This window comes from Gracilibacillus sp. JCM 18966 (assembly GCF_055392695.1).
The window spans coordinates 3214923-3233648 of the sequence record NZ_AP043883.1 but is presented as its reverse complement, the minus strand read 5'-3'; the positions used below and the strand labels follow the sequence as shown (position 1 = coordinate 3233648).

Sequence of the window (18726 nt, the reverse complement as noted above, 5' to 3'; positions counted from 1 at the left end):
TGGTATTTAAATTATCATGATTTAGTTAAAATTCCAAGCCATAAATTGCTCACCAATTGGATAAGCGCTTCTTGACGTTATTGGTAAAATAAGCTATAGTAAACACAAGCAAATGAGATGTTACAGGATTCATTATGATCAGGCAGCTTCTATAGAAGTAAATGGGAATGGTGATCCTATACTTCTGTGGTTGCTGCCTTTTCTACTATCCATCATCTTTTTTGTAATTTTACCACGTCTAAGCGTGAAAGGTTCTAGGGAGGAAGATATTCATGGAAAACGGAGTAGTAAAATGGTTTAATGCAGAGAAAGGCTATGGCTTTATCCAGCTAGAAGAAGGAAATGATGTGTTTGTCCATTATTCCGCTATTCAAGCAGAAGGATTCAAAACGTTGGAAGAAGGTCAGGAAGTAACCTTTGAAATCGTGGAAGGTGAACGAGGGCCACAAGCTGCAAATGTTGTAAAAAAATAATCTTATACTTACAGGCGGTGACTTCGTTCACCGCCTTTTATAATGATGAAACGGAAGGATGATTATTTTGTTGAACGAATGGCTTTGGATGTTATTTGCCATAACCAACTTTGTTTTATTACTAATTATGTATCGTTTGTTCGGTAAGGCAGGCTTATTCGTCTGGATAGGTATGTCTACCGTTATAGCTAATATTCAAGTATTGAAAACAGTCGAAATGTTTGGATTAATCGCTACATTAGGGAATATTTCTTATGGAACGGTTTTTCTTGCTACAGATATTCTTAATGAAAATCATGGAAAGAAAGAGGCCAAAAAAGCGGTTTGGATGGGATTTTGTTCTTTGTTATTTATGACAATTGTAATGCAGTTTGCGATTCGTTTCATCCCACATGAATCAGACATTGCACAGGATGCGTTAGCCACCATTTTTGAAATAGTACCTCAAATAGCGATTGGCAGTATGGCCGCATTCTTAGTAAGCCAATATATCGATGTTTGGATTTATTCTAAATGGAAGAAAAAAATGCCTTCAACCAAATGGTTATGGTTAAGAAATAATGGAAGTACCATGATTAGTCAATTTATTGACACGTTTATTTTTTGTTCGATCGCCTTCTTTGGCTTATATTCGTGGGGGGATTGGGTTATGATCCTATTTACAACTTATGTGATTAAATTTATCGTTGCCACATTGGATACACCGTTTCTCTATCTCGCAAAACGAATCCATGGTGATGTGCAATGATTGAGATCTATACAGATGCAGCAACGAGGAATAATCCAGGACCAAGTGGTATCGGAGTTTTTATTAAAAGCAGCAAAGAACAGCATAATCTTTCGGAATATATTGGCCATTATTCGAACCATGAGGCAGAATTTATCGCTGTCATCAAGGCGTTAGAATTTTGTCAAGAGCGCTATCCTAATGAGATACTTTCATTTCGCTCTGACTCCAAAGTAGTCGTCGAAACCATTGAAAAAAGGTATACGAAAAATCAAGCTTTTCAAATTTTATTAAATAAGGTCAACCATCTTTCTGCCGCTTTTCCTTATATCTTTATTAAATGGATTCCTGAAAAGCAGAACGGAACAGCTGATCAATTAGCAAAAGCAGCAATCAAAAATCAATAGAATCATGAATTAATTGATGTTGCATTAAAAGCTGCTTTGCTTCTTCCAATGATCGGACTTCATTCTTCTGGAACAATTCCAATAAACTGATATAAAAGCTTCTGTCGAACGATAACTGCAGCTGTAAAGTCAAGGAGATCGCTAACTTGACATGATGTACGGAAGTATTGGTGTATTTTTTGCCAAAATAGATGAATTGGACTTCTTCATCTGATAATTTAAAGCCTTTCGACCATAAATGCTCTAAAAAATATGCCAATACTTCATTTTCCTTCATTTCTATCCCCCGCTCTGTCTACAAGGTTATTTCTTTTTTCCAAAATACTGATAATAATCTGTGCGAATAAATCCATTAAAAAGCTTGCGTTTCTTTGATGCTTCACGTCCGAATAGTGTTTCAAATTTCTCGTTAGCAGTCATGATATAAATGCTCCAAGTAGGGTATTGAGCGAGATGCTTCCCAAGTTTTTCATAAAGCTTCTCCACCTCTTCCTTTTGGCCAATTCGTTCACCATATGGTGGATTGCTAATAATATAACCCCCTAATTGATCAGAATGAAAGTCTAATGCATTCATTTGTTTCCATGTTATCAAATCCCCTAGCCCGGCTTCCGTAGCGTTAGCCTTGGCGATATCGATCATTTTCGGATTAATGTCTGTTCCGAATATATGTAGCTCTTGATCATAATTTGCCAAATCCTCTGCTTCCTCTAGTGCTTTATCCCAAATATCAGCAGACAAAAAGCTCCAATTCTCTGCTGCAAATTCACGATTGAAGCCTGGTGCAATATTTTGTCCAATGAGGGCTGCTTCAATAGGAATGGTTCCAGATCCACAAAATAGATCATAAAAAGGCTGGTCGCCTCTCCAATTCGTTAATTGAACAAGAGCTGCTGCAAGTGTTTCTTTTAATGGGGCCTCTCCTTGTCCAATTCGATATCCACGCTTGTGAAGACCACTTCCTGATGTGTCTAATGTCAAGGTTACTTGATCCTTTAATAAAGCCACTTCGACACGATACAGCGCTCCAGATTCTTTTAGCCATTGTGCAATTCCGTATTTCTGTTTCATTCTTTCGACAATAGCTTTTTTGACAATGGATTGACAGTCCGGTACGCTATACAGCTTAGATTTGTGTGATTTGCCGATTACCGGAAATTCTCCATCCTCTGAAATAAATGCCTCCCAAGGTAATGCTTTCGTTTGTTCAAACAGTTCATCATACGTCTTTGCTTCAAACTCCCCAATAAGTAGCTTCACACGGTCTGCTGTTCTAAGCCACAAATTAGCTCTGGCAATGCCAGCTGCATCTGCATCAAAAACCACTCTACTGTTTTCCACCTTAACATTTTCGAAGCCTAAGTCCTTAACTTCCTTCGCCACAACGGATTCTAGCCCCATTGCTGCTGTTGCAATCAATGTATAGTCTTTTTTCATTCTGGAAATCCTTTCCGCACATAGGTTGATATAACAAAACCCCTTTTCTTATTAAAAGGGGTTTACTTATAGTATCTGACCAGAATGAATGTCTGTAAGCCATGTTCTGTTCCTTCGTACTCCAAACGGTGGTCAGCCTCGTACATAAGGTGTAATCATCTGTCTACAAGCAAATAAGCTTGTCCTTCCTTCGGTTCCAATTCCCTACTAAGAAGATGCCCCTACCAAAATTTGGGTTGCTCACTCGAGGGGTTTACCGCGTTCCACCTAAGTAGTTTCCCACTTAGCTACGTCACTGTGGCACTTTCAAGATACTCATACCATATCTGATAACAGACACAGGTATTTTCTCTGCCGTTAACCATATTGGTTACCTTGACTTATGCATTCATCAAGCACGAACACTACAAGCATCGCAGCTTGTGTGAGCATGGACTTTCCTCTACACACTAAACGTATGCAGCGATTACTACAACATTCACTCTCACGTTAACTTTTTTACATCATTTCTATTTTACCACGTTATTCCCATTAGTCAATGGTAATAGTATCCTTTCTACTCGTCATCAAACTTTTTCCCAAATACAGCTTTTTCTAGATTAGAAAGCCTTTTTAAGATATCATAATTGACTTGATGATTGGATGGTGTTGCTCGAAATCTCGTAGTCGGTGTTTCACTATTTTTCTTCAAAAGATTGTTTTCTTGAGATAATCTTGTGATTTCTTGCTGAAAATATTCATAATCCTGAATAATTATATCGAGGAATTCATCCACCTCTTCTTGGTTATATCCACGCATTGCTGTTTTAAAACTTTTTTCTAAAATATCTTTTCCATTTAATTGATTTGCCATTCTTATCACCTCTTTATACCATTCCTTTTTCATTCTTCCAAAAACTTCACAACTTGTCAACGATACTAATAAAAATCCTGGTGATCCATTTCCTCACGAACAATATCTTCTAAATCCATTGGTGTTATCCAAATAATCGGATAATCATTCTCCATGTGTGCTTTTTTTGCACGTTCAAGAAAATATTGGACGCTACCTGGATACTCTTCATCTACTAATATTACAGTACCATCTGTTTTATGAATCATCCATTGATCTTTATTAATAAATTGATACGGTCCTTCATATTTTTTGTTGTATAGAGGCTTATAAATATCAGCTTCTAAGCTGATTTGTTCAAATTTCTCTTGATATGACTCTGGCCATCGTGAAGAATATTCTAGGAAAGGTGGAAAAACCCCTAATTTTAACTCATAAGACTTCTTTAACTCGATGACTACTTCACAGGTCCAAAGTTCAACCCCCATTTGTCCTGCCACAATGACCCATTCTAACCCTTCGTCCAGTAATGTTAATATTTTTCGGGTTAAGGCTTTTTTTATATAGGCGATTCTTGGATCATTATCCCCTTGAATATTTAGTTCTGCTGGTTTGTTTCCAGTTATGGTAATAGTTCTCATATTCACATGCTCCAAATCGTTATTGCTCTATTAAAGTATAAGCTATTTAACAAAGTTATGCTAGCTAGATGTAATCAAATGGAAAAAGCTGCTAATATGATTAGCAGCTTTGGAGCATAAATGGTTTAACGGAAGAAGCCTCCCGGGAAGTTACCTGGTCCCATTGGATTAAAGCCTGGAGGATTCGCTCCTCCGTTAACGTTAATTTCATCCATTGTGTTTTGGTACGAAGTAGTATGAGGGTAATAATGGGTGTTTTTCACCAAGTGATGGTTGGTGACAGTTGTATGAGATGGATGAATGATATTTACATTACTTTCACTACAAGTGTGTGCTTGATTGTACTGTGTTGGACAAACGATTGTTTTCGTTGGCATACCACAATGTCTTCTATGCCTCATTTAGTATCACCTCACTATATATGATCTATACTAGCGTATGTCATGGTCGTGAAGTTTGTCTAAGGCACCAACCTACATTCACAAGTTTTTTTCTACTTGTATATTTAATTGTACAATTCGCCTAGATTTAATAGGTTGAAAGGTCTCTTTTTAACATATCGAACACATAAGTAACAGATTGAAATAATTCCATGTATCTTTTTTTACGTGCATCAATATAATAGCTATGCAATAGTAGTAATCTTAAATTTTCTGCAGTTGACTCAATCTGCTGCGGATGAACGGAAACGCTCCGATTTTGAACGAAAGCCTTCGCTTTCTGATACCATTGTTCAATCTCTTTAAAAACAGGATTTGTTTGTTCCTTTACATATTGGAAAAATTCAGGATCCCTTTTATTCTCAGGCTTCTCATTCGCTAAATAATGTTCTTTTAAATCTGATAATATTTCTTCTAAAGTGTTAATGTGATCCTCTAAACACAAATTTACTCACCTTTTCCTATTAAATTGCTTTTTTTGTTATTTTATCATGAGAAGCCTGTTTTATAAAAGGATGAGTAGTTTTGGTGATGGTTTCTAATTGTTCAACCCTACTAATCAGAATATCTAGTTGCTTCATAATTTCGTTCTTATGAATGTAATGACCTTTTGTTTTCACTAAATCACCTTTTTCTTATAGGATATCGATAGTGTATTAATTCCCTTTTCTCTTATAAACTCCTGCCTAGGTGACAAAACTAGAAGAAGATTGACAAAGGTTATAATGAAATGCATTTTTTCTGCAAAAATAGCCATACTATTTAAAAAAAGGAGGTTTTTCAGGTGGAACCAACTAAAAAATCAAGAGAAAACCAAAAAAAGAAAAGAGAAGATCGAACAATTCCTACACAAAACGACAAAAAGCTGAATGGTCCTAATCGACCGTCTACTTAATAGTATGCACACAACCGGTATTGCTCTAAGATGCAATACCGTTTATTTAATGGCTATGAAAACCCCTGGCTATGCCAGGGGTTCCAGAAAGCTTTAAGCGAGGGATAAAAAATGCCTCACTTCATGGTAAGATTGAATTGGTTTCCCGACCACAAAATCTCACCAAAGAAGGAGGCGTGTCCAATGAAGGACAAGAATAGTTTAGCACATACCACATGGAATTGTAAGTACCATATTGTATTCGCTCCAAAGTATAGAAGACAAATCATTTATGGAAAATATAAAAGGAGCATCGGTCAAATCATCCGAGACTTATGTGAACGGAAAGGGGTTACCATACACGAAGCCAATGCATGCCGAGACCACATACACATGTTAGTAAGTATCCCGCCAAAGCTAAGTGTTTCCCAATTTATGGGCTATTTAAAAGGAAAAAGTAGTCTCATGATATTTGATCGTCATGCCAATTTAAAATATAAATATGGAAATCGGAAATTTTGGTGCAGAGGTTTCTATGTAGATACAGTGGGCAGAAACAGGAAGCAAATACAAGAATACATTAGAAATCAGCTCAAAGAAGACTATATGGCGGATCAATTAACTTTATTCGAAGAGTTTGATCCATTTACAGGCCAAAAAAATAAAAAGAAATAAGAGATTCTTAAAGAATCAGTGAGTAAATGTGGTGCAAGAGGGAGACCCATTCGGTAGGCCTTTAAGGCCGAGGCCGGTAACAAAGGCTTTTAGCCGCAGAGCAAACCACCAGTTCACACTGGTGGTTTTGATTTTTTTACAATTTAGGAAAGGATAATTTTAGCAAGGAAGTAAATACAACGCACGAAAATTTAAAGGTCCAAAGTGTAAGAAACCTAATACATTCGCTCAAGGACGATCGAATGTGAGTTTTTTTAATCATAATACCCTTATTAAATGTTTCCTCCTTTCGAATATATAAGTTAGGAGTCTTTTCTTCTTTCCTTATTAATTGAACATTTTGGCGCCTTAGCGTATGATGTATCTATCATCACCATGATGAATAGAACTGTTTTTAGGAGGGCGAATATGCATTATCCGAATGGGAAAAAACAATCGGTAAATGCTGCTAGTACATCAGTTAATGAAACGATTTACAGTAATCGAGGAATGACTTTAGAAGCAGACATAAATGCAACGAACCAATTTTATTTACAGACAAACCAAGCCATAATTCATAAGAAACCAACCCCTGTGCAAATCGTTCGTGTAGATTACCCGCGACGAAGTGCAGCAGTGATTAAGGAAGCTTATTTCAAACAGGCTTCCACAACTGATTACAATGGAATTTACAAAGGAAGATATATTGATTTTGAAGCAAAGGAAACGAAGAATAAAACATCTTTTCCCTTTCATAATATCCATGAGCATCAAATCGATCATATGAAACAAGTAGTCGAACATGGAGCGATTTGTTTTATCTTAATTCGTTTTAGCTTATACCAAAAAACTTATTTCTATCCAGCAGAGAGGTTATTCGATCACTGGGAGAACCAATTTAATGGGGGAAGAAAGTCTATATCGATAAAAACCATAGAGAAAGAAGGATATATAATACCCATTCAATATCAAGCAAGAGTGGATTATTTAAAGATCATTGAACAGTATTATATATAAGAACGGAGGAACAACCAATGACTGAAAATGGTCAAAGTCAATCAAGAATGGCGAGAAGAAATCAAAAGAAGAAACAAAAAAAGACTGGAAAAAAACCTACTTGGAAAAGAGTTATGAAATATGCTCTGATTGCAATCCTATGTATTGGATTAGGGATAGGTGCATTATTTACTTATTATATTGCGACAGCTCCAGAATTGGATCCAGAGAAACTATCTGTACCTGCGTCTACAAAGCTATATGATGTAAATGGAGAACCTTTTGCCAATTTAGGTTCAGAGAAAAGATCCAAGGTCGACTATAATGACATACCAGATGTACTAAAAGATGCGATATTGGCAACAGAAGATGTTCGATTTATGAATCATATTGGGATTGATTTTCGAAGAATAGGTGCAGCAGTAATTGCTAACTTTACTGATGGATTTGGTTCTCAAGGGGCAAGTACAATCACACAGCAGGTAGTAAAAGGCTCCTTCTTGTCTAATGATAAAAAGCTGAAAAGAAAGGTTCAAGAACAATGGTTAGCCTTGCAGTTAGACTGGAAATATTCCAAAGAAGAAATTTTTGAAATGTATGTAAACCGAATTTATTACGGTGCTGGCGCGTATGGTGTCGCAACCGCAGCAGAGGTTTATTTTGGAAAAACTGATTTGAGTGAATTAACACTAGAAGAAGCAGCGATACTTGCAGGTCTACCACAAAGGCCTACAGCGTATGACCCGTTTGTCAATCCTGATTTAACCAAGGAAAGAATGAGTACCGTTCTAGATTTAATGGTTCAACATAATAAAATAACAGAAGCACAGGCAAATGAAGCAAAACAAGTAGATGTTGCTTCACTGCTTACAAATAAGAAAACAGATTATGTGAAATATGAAGGCTTTATTCAGCAAGTAGCTAGTGAAGTAAAAGAAAAAACAGGGGCAGATATATACAAGGATGGACTTCAGGTATATACTACCTTAAACCCGGATGCACAGGAGCAAACGGAGTTGCTTCTAAGCAATTCTGAGGATAATCCAATTGATTACAGCTCTGATGAGGATATCCAGGTAGGTGTAGCTGTCGTTGATACTCAAACAGGTGCTATCCAGGCCATTGGTGGCGGCAGAAACAGGGAAAGCGGTGGTTGGAACTATGCGATTGATGGTGATGGTCTTCAAGGTGGTTCAACGATGAAGCCTATTGTTGCATATGGACCGGCTATAGAACATTTAAAATGGTCAACCTACCATCAATTAAATGATGATAAACCTTATCCAATTAAAGGCACAAATCAAGAAATCCGTAACTGGAATCGAGAATATCAAGGCTGGATGTCTGCTAGGTATGCTCTTAAGGAATCCTTAAACGTACCGGCTGTCAAAACCTTAGATGAGGTCGGATACACGGATGCTAAATCATTCGCAGAAGGATTAGGGATTGAATTTGCAGATGATAGTATTGCAATTGGAGATGCCATTGGTGGTACAAGTACAAGAGTTCTCCCTCTTCAAATTGCAGGTGCCTATGCAGCCTTCGGAAATGAAGGAAATTATCATGAACCGTACTCTGTAACCAAGATAGAATACCCAAATGGTCGCACTGAGGAATTTAAATCCGAATCAGTTGAAGCAATGTCCGACTATACAGCATATATGATCACAGATATGCTGAAATCAGTAGTACAAAATGGGACAGGAACAAATGCAAACATTTCTGGTTTACCAGTTGCAGGGAAAACGGGTACGACTAATTTAGAGGATCAAGATGGAAGTCCTGATTCCTGGTTTACTGGATATACAACGAATTATACGATATCTATTTGGAGTGGTTATGGCAATGAGAGAAAGCCGATTAATGATACTCAAATTCCACTTCATATATTCAGGGAGCTTATGTCCCATATTTCGAGTGATGTAGAAACGGAAGACTTTACAAAACCAAAATCTGTCGTAGAAGTCGGTGTAGAAAAAGGCTCTAACCCTGCAAAACTTCCAAGCGAAGATACACCAAGCTCTCAAATTGTGACAGAGCTATTTGTAAAAGGTACCGAACCACAGAAAGTTTCTGAGAAGTTTGAGGAATTAGACCCTGTAAAAGACTTGAAAGCAGAGTATGATGAAAAGGAAGAAAAAATACTGGTTGAATGGGACCATGATGACTCTGATGTTGAATTCGAGGTCTCTGCCGGTGCCGGAGGATCATTAAATAAGCTAACGACCACATCTGATAAAAAACTAGAGATCGATAAAGTAGAAAAAGGCACTACCTATACGATTGCCGTACAAGCGATCAAGGATGACCAAACGAGTGAAGCTGCATCTGTCAATGTTGAGATACCGTCAGATGAGGTGGAACTATCACAAGTACAGCAATTACAACAGTCCTTTGATCCGACCTCAGGTACTGCATCGCTTACTTGGTCTTATGATCAGAAAGGTCCGATTGAATTTGAGGTTAGCCTAATGGAAGGTGGAAATGTCGTAAATCAAAGCTCGACAAATAAAACTTCGATTACGTTAAACGGATTGGAGCTAGGTAAGGTATATACAGCTACCGTCACCCCTATTCTAAAAAATCAGGAAAATGGTAGAGGTCCTAGTACTTCTGTCGAAATCTCCACCCAAGGCTATGAAGAACAACCTGACGAAGGGGAAGACGAGCAACAACAAGATCAAGGTCAGGGTGGCGCTGGTAATCCAGAGCCACCTGATGGCGATGAAGGAAATAATAAGGAAGACAACGAAGAAGCTAACGGTGGTAATGATGGTGAAGGTGAGAATAATAGACTGCAGGGTGGCAATGATGAAGAATAATAGGTAAAAAGTACAGTGCATCGTGATTGATGCACTGTTTTTCTATTGGCAGAAATTAATTTACAGTTTCTGCTTTCCTCATTCTCTTTTTTCCCTCACGACAAAGATCTAATAATGGACAAATTCCGCATTGTGGATTTTTGGCTTTACAGTGATATCTTCCGAAAAAAATAAGTCGATGGTGTGTATCACTCCACTCCTCAACCGGAATTTTGCGCATTAGCGTTTTCTCCACTTCTAAGACGCTATCCTTCCATCTACAAATACCTAATCGTTTGGATACCCTTTCCACATGAGTATCCACCGCAATAGCAGGTTCATCAAAAGCAACAGAGGCTACGACATTTGCCGTCTTCCTCCCCACTCCTGCTAATTTTTCTAATGCTGCCTTTGAATTTGGTACAACACCGTCATACTCATCAATTAAAGTTTGACAAAGCTTGCGAATATTTTTTGATTTATTGCGATAAAGACCAATTGATCGGATATCAGCTTGCAATTCTTCTAGTGATACATTCACATAATCTTCTGGCGTGTGGTATTTGTTAAATAGATCCTTTGTCACTTTATTTACTAGTGCATCTGTACACTGCGCCGATAAAACTACTGCAATTAATAAATCAAAGGCATTGCGATGATTCAATTCACATTCTGCATCTGGAAACATATCTGCAATGGTATCTAATACAAAACGTATTTCTTTCTTTGTTAGCATAACCTTCTCTCCCTAATCCTCTAACCAGTTATAATAAAGTGATTTTTTTGAAGAATTTGTGTTATTCCCTTTATTGTCTATTTTCTTTCCATGAAATGCTTTGCTTGATTCTCTTGCTTGCACTGGAGATTGAATCCCTTTTTTCTTCCAATCGAACAGAATCCGATCAATGTAATTAAAATTTAATTTACTCATCAAAACAGCTTCTCTTAAAGCAGCATAGATTAATTCAATCGAATGTTGTTCCCCGTCTAGCCATTGATTTACTCGTTCGATCTCAAACGGTGATAGTGGCCTACCGAACTCACGTTCAAAACGCAGGAACATTTCCCCTACCTGCTTGTCCTCCTTATCCTCTTTGCCATCATTTTCTACAAATAATTTATTCCAAAGAGGTTCTAAAGAGTAGATTTCTTTGATAACATCATCATTTTCTTCTTCTTCAATTTTCAAAAATCCTTGCTGAATCAATTGTCGTAATAAACCAGAACATTCTTCCATCGACATCGTTACATGCTGAGCGAGCTGTTCAGGTGTTGGAAAGTAAATCGTATTTTTCTGTGAAATGTAAATTTGAACGAGTAACATCACTTGTTTTTCATCCAATCCTAGATCTTTATAGTGATATAATAAAGAAGTAGGTATATTGATCTGATCAAATAAGACATTACTGATCTTGTCATTCATCTATGTTAACCACCTTCTGGTACGTCTTTTAAACGTATTCCCTCATACCTATAATAAATAGTATAATCCTTTGCATCAACTGCAAAGGATTATACTTAAACGAGATACCGTCATGTTCAAACGTTAAGGATATAGTCTATTAAGTAATCGTGGAAACGGAATGGTTTCTCTAACATGGTCAACACCACTAATCCATGCCACCGTTCTTTCTAAGCCTAAACCAAATCCCGCGTGGGGAACACTGCCATATTTACGAAGCTCTAAATACCATTCATAGGCATCCCCTATTAATTCATGCTCCATATATCGCTGCTTCAAGAGGCTCAAATCATCAATTCTAGCAGAACCACCGATAATTTCACCATAACCTTCTGGTGCAATTAAGTCAGCACAAAGTACAACATCTTCACGATCTGGATCTGGCTTCATATAGAATGCTTTAATGTCTTTTGGATAATGGGTGATGAATATAGGCTTATCAAAGCTTTCGGCAATAGCTGTTTCATGTGGTGCACCGAAATCCTCCCCCCATTCAATATCTGTAAAGCCTTTTTGTTTTAACAGTTCAATCGCTTCGTCATACGTAATTCGTGGGAATGGTGCCTTTATTTTTTGAAGCATTTCCAAGTTTCTTTCCAGCGTATTTAATTCTAATGAACAATTAGTGAGAACAGATTCTGCGATAAACTGTACATAGTTTTCTTGGATTTCTAAGCTTTCTTCGTGTGTGGTAAAGGCCATTTCAGGTTCTATCATCCAAAATTCAATTAAATGTCGTCTAGTTTTTGATTTTTCTGCTCGAAAAGTTGGTCCAAAGGAAAAGACTCTTCCAAGAGCCATTGCCGCAGCTTCCATATATAGCTGTCCACTTTGGGATAAGTAAGCTTCTTCCTCAAAATATTTGGTATGAAATAGCTCCGTGGTCTCCTCTGCTGCAGTACCTGTAAGAATTGGTGGATCTATTTTGACAAAATTTTCTTGCTCGAAAAAACGATAAGTAGCTTGGATAATTTCATTTCTAATCTTCATAATCGCGTGCTGCTTCTTAGACCGTAGCCATAAATGACGATGATCCATTAAGAATTCTGTCCCGTGATTTTTTGGAGTAATTGGATAATCTGTCGCTTCTTGAATAAGTTCGATATGCTTCACTTGCATCTCAAAACCAAATGACGAACGTGAATCTTCGACAATCTTTCCCGTTACATATAAAGAAGATTCCTGTGTTAACGACTTTGCTTGTTGAAATATCGTTTCATCGACATCTGCCTTTACTACAACCCCTTGCATAAAACCTGTTCCATCTCTCAATTGCAAAAATGCTATTTTACCACTTGAACGCTTGTTAGCTAGCCATGCTCCAATGGTCACTTCTTGGTCCACAAATTGATGGACTTTGTTTATGGTTACTTTCATTTATCTCACCCGTGTTTTTTAAATGTTTTCGTGTTTTTATTGATGATTTTCTACAAATCGCTTGATGCGAACGGAGGCCTCTTCTAATTGGTCTAAGGAAATAGCATAGGATAAACGTACATTATCAGGTGCTCCAAAGCCTGAACCAGGGACAAGCGCTACTTTTTCCTCTTCCAGTAGTGCTGTTACCCAATCATCAACAGAATCAAAGCCATTTTTTTGGACTGCTTCTTTTACATTTGGAAACAGATAAAAGGCACCTTTTGGCTTCACACATTTAATTCCTGGTATCTCCGTTAACCATTGATAGAGCTTTTCTAGCCTCTCACTAAATGCTTTTCTCATAGCTTCTATCTCGGAATTTCCACCATTATATGCTGCTTCTGCAGCAATTTGAGAAATAGATGTCGGATTAGAAGTTGAGTGAGAAGCTAAATTTGTCATTGCTTTAATAATTTGTTTATTACCTACTGCATAACCGATTCTCCAGCCCGTCATGGAATGGGATTTGGATACACCATTTATGATAATTGTTTGCTCTTTTAATTCTTCTGATAATTGGGCAATGGAAAAATGCTCCGTACCTGTGTAAATGAGTTTTTCATAAATTTCATCAGAAACGATAAAAATATGATGCTTTAAACATATCTTACCTAAGGCTTCTAATTCTTCCTTTTCATACATAACCCCAGTTGGATTACTAGGTGAATTAAGAATTACTGCTTTCGTCTTATCTGTTATCGCATTTTCTAATTGCTCTGGAGTTATTTTAAATTCGTTCTCTTCCTTAGCATTGACGAAAACTGGTTTCCCCTCTGCAAGTTTAACCTGCTCTGGATAACTAACCCAGTATGGTGCAGGAATAATGACTTCATCATCCTTGTTTAATAATACTTGAAATAATGTATATAATGCGTGTTTTGCACCAGTTGTGACAATTATTTGATCTAGATCATAGCGCAGTTCATGATCCTTTTCCATTTTATTTGCGATCGATTGCTTTAAGCCAGGTGTTCCACCTGCTGGAGTGTATTTCGTAAAGCCATCATACATCGCTTTGGAGGCAGCCTCTAATATATATTCCGGTGTATTAAAGTCTGGTTCGCCTGCACCTAAACCAATTACATCATGCCCTGCTTGCTTTAATTCTTTTGCCTTTGCAGTAATAGCTAATGTAGATGATGGCGTTAATGTTTGTACTCGATTGGCTAATTCCATGATTATGTTCACCCTTCTTTTTTAATATACTGGATTTAATGTTAAACGGTATTCAGACAAATCATTTAACAAAACATGCTCATAAACAAGTCGCTCTTGATCATCCAAATATTTAATTTCTAAGCTTGGATTTTCATTCAATAAACCGAAATTTGATCCTAATAAATGACAAGATGTACATCGTTGCTTCCAATCTTCTAGTATTTCATCTTGTGTGTAAAAGGATTCCATCGCGTAATCTCTATATTGGAATACCTCTTCATCCTTATACACATAAATAAGTAGAGCTTCCTCATTGATGTTTTCGGCTTCTATGACATAATATAACTGATTACCATGAAACCGTTCGATACTGTGTATATCGTCAATCTTTAAATCACTCTCGAGCAAAAAGTTCTCTACATCTGAAAAATTCGCTGTCTTGGTTTTCATAATCCCTTGATAAGTATGTACACAAAAGTAAAGAAATGCTCCTAATAAGATGACGACAACAACAGATATCCAAAATGACTTTTTAAGTTCGATAGATAGTAAATATTGCTTTCTCATCATTATCCTCACTTAATGTTAAACCGAACATTAAATTGTCGCCCTTTAATGTTCGATTTAAACCATCCACTATTTTATATAAATCATCATGAAAATCTACCTTCACCGTGGATAAGGTAACAATTTTTGACTGACTCATTATTATACCCCCATAAGCCGACTTTCATATACTCTATTTTGCGGTAGTTCTTCATTTTTTTCAACTAAAAACCTTTCAAAAACTGCTTTTTGTACAAGCATAACATGAACAAACCTTTAGGAAATAGTTAGGACAACAGTTCATAGTCTGATTGGGACATTCTCACATATACCGTTCCTGACTGTTTTAGAAAATAAATATCGATCCACGAGGCGTTAAGCCTTTCGATTAGATCCTCATTGATTTCATGCTTATTACTATGGAATATAATACTGATGATAGGGTTTATTTGTTTTAACAGTCTTTGTGAAGGAGATTCCCCACTTCCAAACTCGGCAATTTTCAAAATATCTACTTGCCTATGCTGATCGATTAGCTTTGGCTCAATCGAAATATTCCCATCATTTAAAAATAACACGGATTCTTCTCCATAATGGAGCATAAAACTGATTTCATCGTCCTTACTAATATCAATATTTTGTACCATTAAATGATCAAACAACGTATAAATCTTGTCGGATTGCCATTTTTCAATTTTGACTGATTGATTTTGTTCCATTTCAAATGATTCTGGCAAAATCGCTTTATTCACATGGTATTTTGTAATAACATTTTGGAGATTCCCACTATATGCTTCTTCTTCATTTGAAATAATAACTTGATCTATTTCTGTAATCCCCATTTGCTTAAGCTGCTCATTCAGGCTTTTTTCACTTTTTTTAGAGCCTGTATTGATGAGAATATTGTCACCATAATAATTAGTAATTAATGTTGCTTCCCCGTGTGGCAGATTAAAGAATACCATATCTATTTCCCCATTTTCCATTCCGTTCTCATCTTGCCAAGCTGTTTCGATAATCGAGAACAGACTGAAAATAAAAAGAAGAAATAAATGTGCCCATCCACTTTTTAGCATAATCCATCCTACCTTTTAATCCATATTTACAAATAGGATTGCTCAATTGTTCGATATTTATCAGAGTCAAATATTTACTTTTTTTAACAATCGATGTAATGGCTCATACGATAAAGGGACATCAGGAATGGATTCTAAAAAATATTTGCCATATCTTTTTTTTATTATACGATCATCGAACACGAAAATGACACCACGATCTGTTTGCTTGCGAACTAATCTCCCAAAGCCTTGTTTAAACTGAAAGACGGCTTTAGGTAGAGATAATTCCATAAAAGGATTTCGATTTAATTTCTTATAGTATTCGGCTTTTTTTGTATATACTGGATCACTTGGTGATTGAAAGGGTAATTTTACAATGACTAAACACGACAGATCCTCCCCTGGAATGTCAATCCCTTCCCAAAAAGCATTCGTACCCAACAGTATAGACTGCTCAAAAGAGCGAAAATGCTTAATCAATCGATTTCGACTACCGGTTGATAAGCCTTGTCCGATGATCATGTAGTCCTCTAAGTCTTCCGTCTCTTTCAAAAGATAATACGTTTGCTTTAACATATCATAAGAGGTAAAGAGAACGAGCATTTTACCTTTGATTAATTTTGCTAAAGAGAGAATAGCTTCACTTGTTGCAAAAACAAACTCATCATGTTGAGGATAACGAATTTCAGGGAAATCGCTGGGAATCATTAACTGTACGTTTTGATCATATGGAAAATTTGCTTTTAATTGATAGCAATCAACTTCTTTTTCCTTTAATCCAAAGCTTTTTCGCATATATGCAAAGGATTGTTGGATCGTCAAGGTGCCACTAATCATGATAATTCCTTTTTTTTGTGTGAATAGATGGTTGGTCAATTGTTCCGTTGCTGAGAACAGTTCACGGTAAATATAGACAGCGTTCTCTGCTCCATTTTGATCAATCTCCAACCAAGTCACCTCAGACTCTTCGCTCAAAAGTAATAAGCACTTCAATTTATCTGAAAATTCCCTTAACTCCAAAAGATATGTCTCACGATCAATTAGGTTAGCTTCTGCCTCCAACAATTGTTGGGATAGCAAGTTTAAAAGCTCAATAGATCTATACACACCGTCTCGAATCACTGCTTTATCCCTGTCGAATGACTCTAAATCCCATAAGCTTTGAAGTCTACCGCGATCATTATAGGTTTTATTTTTGTTATTATTATCTTTCACGAACAAAAACAGTAATCGAAATAGGCTGTCAATTTCATAATGTGTATCCTTTAATATCTTGATAAGCGGATCTATTTCTCCTAGCGATTTTTCTAATCGTTGAAAAAATGCACTGAGTTCAAAATAGTTTAACGAATTACCAAGATAACGTGAAGCAACTGTGTCTAAGCGATGTGCTTCATCTAAAATAAGATAAGCATAGTTAGGTAATAGCTTATCTGTTGAAACAATATCAAGAGACAACAAAGCATGGTTGGTAATGATAAGATGAGAATGTTTTGCCTTTCTTTTCATTCTCTGATAAAAACAAGCAGAAGACCATGGTGATGAGGAGTCTTGCTTATCTACCACCAATTGTTGCTTCATTTGTTGATCCTTCTTTGGTAATTGAATTTCATCTAAATCCCCAGTAGTTGTTTCGGTTAACCATACTAGAATCATAGCCTTAATTAGAAGATGATGGTAACTATTTTGCGACCTATCTTGATAAAATTGAAAAAATTTCTCGATGCTTAAATAATTTTGCTTCCCTTTCACTAATGTCACTTGTAATTCTTGTGAAAAGAAAGAGAATACTTTATGCATATCCTCGTCTTTTAGCTTTGCTTGAAGATTCGTATTAGATGTACTAATCACTACGGGTTCTTTACTGTGTATCGATTGGTAAACGGCTGGTAGTAAATAGGCAATAGATTTACCTATTCCTGTTTCTGCTTCGATCATTGCATGTCTATTCCTCTGAAATTGATCATAGATGGTTTCACTGATCCATTGTTGATCTTTTCTTCTTTCATATTCTTGAAACTTTTTTTGCAAATAGCCATTTTCTCCATAGAATCTGTCTAAACAATCTTGAAATGATAATGCATATTTCTCTGCTTCGGGCTTTTGATATTCTTGCCAGTTCTTGATGGCTAAGCCGTTGTAGTTACATAAATCGTGACGAATTGCTGCCTCTTTTTCATCTGGTAACAAGATAGCTAAGTCTGATTTAAGCTTCACCGAAATATCTAATAACTGATTGATAACTTGTATAGGTAATGAATTTATTTTATTCATTAATAAGAGTAATAAATCAGCTGTTACCAAGGCATCAGAAATAGCACGGTGGGGCTGATCGTGTGTCAGGTGGAGATGTTGAGCTAATTCACCTAATTTATAGCCTGGTGCTCTTGGAAAGAAAATTCGTGATAATTCCACCGTATCAATAATTGGAGGCTGCAATGTCGCCAACCCTGCTTGCGTCAACTCGTCATTCAGGAAGCTGAGGTCGAAGTTAATATTGTGTGCAACCATAATAGCATCGTCTAATAGAGGGATGAGATCATCGGCTACCTCAGAAAAACTAGGTTTATCACGTATTTGCTCCTCTGATATAGAGGTTAATTGTGTAATAAATGGGGGAATTCCGCTTTTTGGATTAATTAACTGATTGTATTGCTTCACGATTTGGTCATTTTCGATCACGACAATACCAATTTCGATGATCTTATCACCTTTTGCTGGTGAATGCCCAGTTGTTTCCACATCAATCACGACAAATTTTTTCATTGGATCACGCCTTCTTTTCTTCCATGATAGAAAAA

At 36.6% G+C, this 18726-nt stretch carries 21 protein-coding genes and 1 other RNA gene; 7 read left to right on the top strand and 15 right to left on the bottom strand.

Features of this window, described 5'->3' with window-relative positions; genetic code table 11:
- Positions 1-272 precede the first annotated feature (272 nt).
- From ACZ5N5_RS15715 to ACZ5N5_RS15705, 3 genes are all read left to right on the top strand, one after another.
- Entirely contained in the window at positions 273-473 is a 201-nt protein-coding gene (locus ACZ5N5_RS15715) for a cold-shock protein (RefSeq protein WP_054788958.1), read from the top strand.
- A gap of 67 nt (positions 474-540) precedes the next feature.
- On the top strand, positions 541-1221 hold the full coding sequence (locus tag ACZ5N5_RS15710; protein ID WP_054859387.1) for a queuosine precursor transporter: 681 nt from the start codon (positions 541-543) through the stop codon (positions 1219-1221).
- On the top strand, positions 1218-1607 hold the full coding sequence (locus ACZ5N5_RS15705; RefSeq protein WP_054859386.1) for a reverse transcriptase-like protein: 390 nt from the start codon (positions 1218-1220) through the stop codon (positions 1605-1607). The genes ACZ5N5_RS15710 and ACZ5N5_RS15705 overlap by 4 nt, the downstream gene beginning before the upstream one ends.
- Here ACZ5N5_RS15705 and ACZ5N5_RS15700 read toward each other — a convergent pair.
- The 7 genes from ACZ5N5_RS15700 to ACZ5N5_RS15670 all read right to left on the bottom strand — a co-directional run bounded on the left by ACZ5N5_RS15700 (position 1594) and on the right by ACZ5N5_RS15670 (position 5402).
- Entirely contained in the window at positions 1594-1884 is a 291-nt protein-coding gene (locus ACZ5N5_RS15700; protein WP_054859385.1) for a DUF6123 family protein, read from the bottom strand. The genes ACZ5N5_RS15705 and ACZ5N5_RS15700 overlap by 14 nt on opposite strands.
- Before the next feature lie 26 nt (positions 1885-1910).
- Entirely contained in the window at positions 1911-3044 is a 1134-nt protein-coding gene (locus ACZ5N5_RS15695; RefSeq protein WP_109984290.1) for a THUMP domain-containing class I SAM-dependent RNA methyltransferase, read from the bottom strand.
- A gap of 90 nt (positions 3045-3134) precedes the next feature.
- Positions 3135-3523, bottom strand: an RNA gene (rnpB, locus tag ACZ5N5_RS15690) — RNase P RNA component class B.
- A gap of 77 nt (positions 3524-3600) precedes the next feature.
- Positions 3601-3897, bottom strand: coding sequence for a cell division regulator GpsB (gene gpsB / locus ACZ5N5_RS15685; protein WP_109984289.1), 297 nt, complete (start codon positions 3895-3897; stop codon positions 3601-3603).
- Between the two features lie 65 nt (positions 3898-3962).
- Complete coding sequence (locus tag ACZ5N5_RS15680) at positions 3963-4517, bottom strand: SLOG family protein (protein ID WP_464372740.1); 555 nt, start codon at positions 4515-4517, stop codon at positions 3963-3965.
- A gap of 125 nt (positions 4518-4642) precedes the next feature.
- Positions 4643-4918 carry a CotD family spore coat protein gene (locus ACZ5N5_RS15675; protein WP_109984287.1) on the bottom strand — a complete coding sequence of 92 codons (276 nt, stop codon included), beginning with the start codon at positions 4916-4918 and terminating at the stop codon, positions 4643-4645.
- Between the two features lie 127 nt (positions 4919-5045).
- Positions 5046-5402 carry a DUF1798 family protein gene (locus ACZ5N5_RS15670; protein ID WP_054788957.1) on the bottom strand — a complete coding sequence of 119 codons (357 nt, stop codon included), beginning with the start codon at positions 5400-5402 and terminating at the stop codon, positions 5046-5048.
- A gap of 339 nt (positions 5403-5741) precedes the next feature.
- Here ACZ5N5_RS15670 and ACZ5N5_RS15665 point away from each other — a divergent pair, with 339 nt between their 5' ends.
- The 4 genes from ACZ5N5_RS15665 to ACZ5N5_RS15650 all read left to right on the top strand — a co-directional run bounded on the left by ACZ5N5_RS15665 (position 5742) and on the right by ACZ5N5_RS15650 (position 10303).
- Positions 5742-5852, top strand: coding sequence for a spore protein (locus ACZ5N5_RS15665; RefSeq protein WP_219987225.1), 111 nt, complete (start codon positions 5742-5744; stop codon positions 5850-5852).
- A 183-nt stretch (positions 5853-6035) separates the two neighbouring features.
- Complete coding sequence (gene tnpA / locus ACZ5N5_RS15660) at positions 6036-6506, top strand: IS200/IS605 family transposase (RefSeq protein WP_464372739.1); 471 nt, start codon at positions 6036-6038, stop codon at positions 6504-6506.
- 408 nt (positions 6507-6914) lie between these two features.
- Positions 6915-7502: a Holliday junction resolvase RecU gene (recU, locus tag ACZ5N5_RS15655; protein WP_109984286.1), complete on the top strand. Its 588-nt coding sequence runs from the start codon at positions 6915-6917 to the stop codon at positions 7500-7502.
- 17 nt (positions 7503-7519) lie between these two features.
- A complete protein-coding gene (locus ACZ5N5_RS15650; RefSeq protein ID WP_464372738.1) occupies positions 7520-10303 on the top strand; it encodes a PBP1A family penicillin-binding protein in 2784 nt (927 codons plus the stop codon).
- 55 nt (positions 10304-10358) lie between these two features.
- On the opposite strand, the gene nth is transcribed toward ACZ5N5_RS15650, so the two are convergent.
- The 8 genes from nth to dinG form a co-directional block, all read right to left on the bottom strand.
- Entirely contained in the window at positions 10359-11018 is a 660-nt protein-coding gene (nth, locus tag ACZ5N5_RS15645; protein WP_464372737.1) for an endonuclease III, read from the bottom strand.
- A 12-nt stretch (positions 11019-11030) separates the two neighbouring features.
- Entirely contained in the window at positions 11031-11705 is a 675-nt protein-coding gene (locus ACZ5N5_RS15640; protein ID WP_109984283.1) for a DnaD domain-containing protein, read from the bottom strand.
- A gap of 123 nt (positions 11706-11828) precedes the next feature.
- The gene (gene asnS / locus ACZ5N5_RS15635) at positions 11829-13121 is read right to left on the bottom strand and encodes an asparagine--tRNA ligase (RefSeq protein ID WP_109984282.1); all 1293 of its coding nucleotides are present in this window, start codon (positions 13119-13121) and stop codon (positions 11829-11831) included.
- Positions 13122-13157: 36 nt separating this feature from the next.
- Positions 13158-14339 carry a pyridoxal phosphate-dependent aminotransferase gene (locus tag ACZ5N5_RS15630; RefSeq protein WP_277677952.1) on the bottom strand — a complete coding sequence of 394 codons (1182 nt, stop codon included), beginning with the start codon at positions 14337-14339 and terminating at the stop codon, positions 13158-13160.
- A 21-nt stretch (positions 14340-14360) separates the two neighbouring features.
- Entirely contained in the window at positions 14361-14888 is a 528-nt protein-coding gene (locus ACZ5N5_RS15625; RefSeq protein ID WP_054787991.1) for a hypothetical protein, read from the bottom strand.
- Positions 14854-15027 carry a YpmA family protein gene (locus ACZ5N5_RS15620; protein WP_109984279.1) on the bottom strand — a complete coding sequence of 58 codons (174 nt, stop codon included), beginning with the start codon at positions 15025-15027 and terminating at the stop codon, positions 14854-14856. Before ACZ5N5_RS15620 ends, ACZ5N5_RS15625 begins: the two co-directional genes overlap by 35 nt.
- A 127-nt stretch (positions 15028-15154) precedes the next feature.
- Positions 15155-15943 (bottom strand): ComEC/Rec2 family competence protein, encoded by a 789-nt coding sequence (locus ACZ5N5_RS15615; protein WP_277677951.1) that lies wholly within the window; start codon positions 15941-15943, stop codon positions 15155-15157.
- Between the two features lie 66 nt (positions 15944-16009).
- A complete protein-coding gene (gene dinG, locus ACZ5N5_RS15610; protein WP_464372736.1) occupies positions 16010-18691 on the bottom strand; it encodes an ATP-dependent DNA helicase DinG in 2682 nt (893 codons plus the stop codon).
- Positions 18692-18726 lie beyond the last annotated feature (35 nt).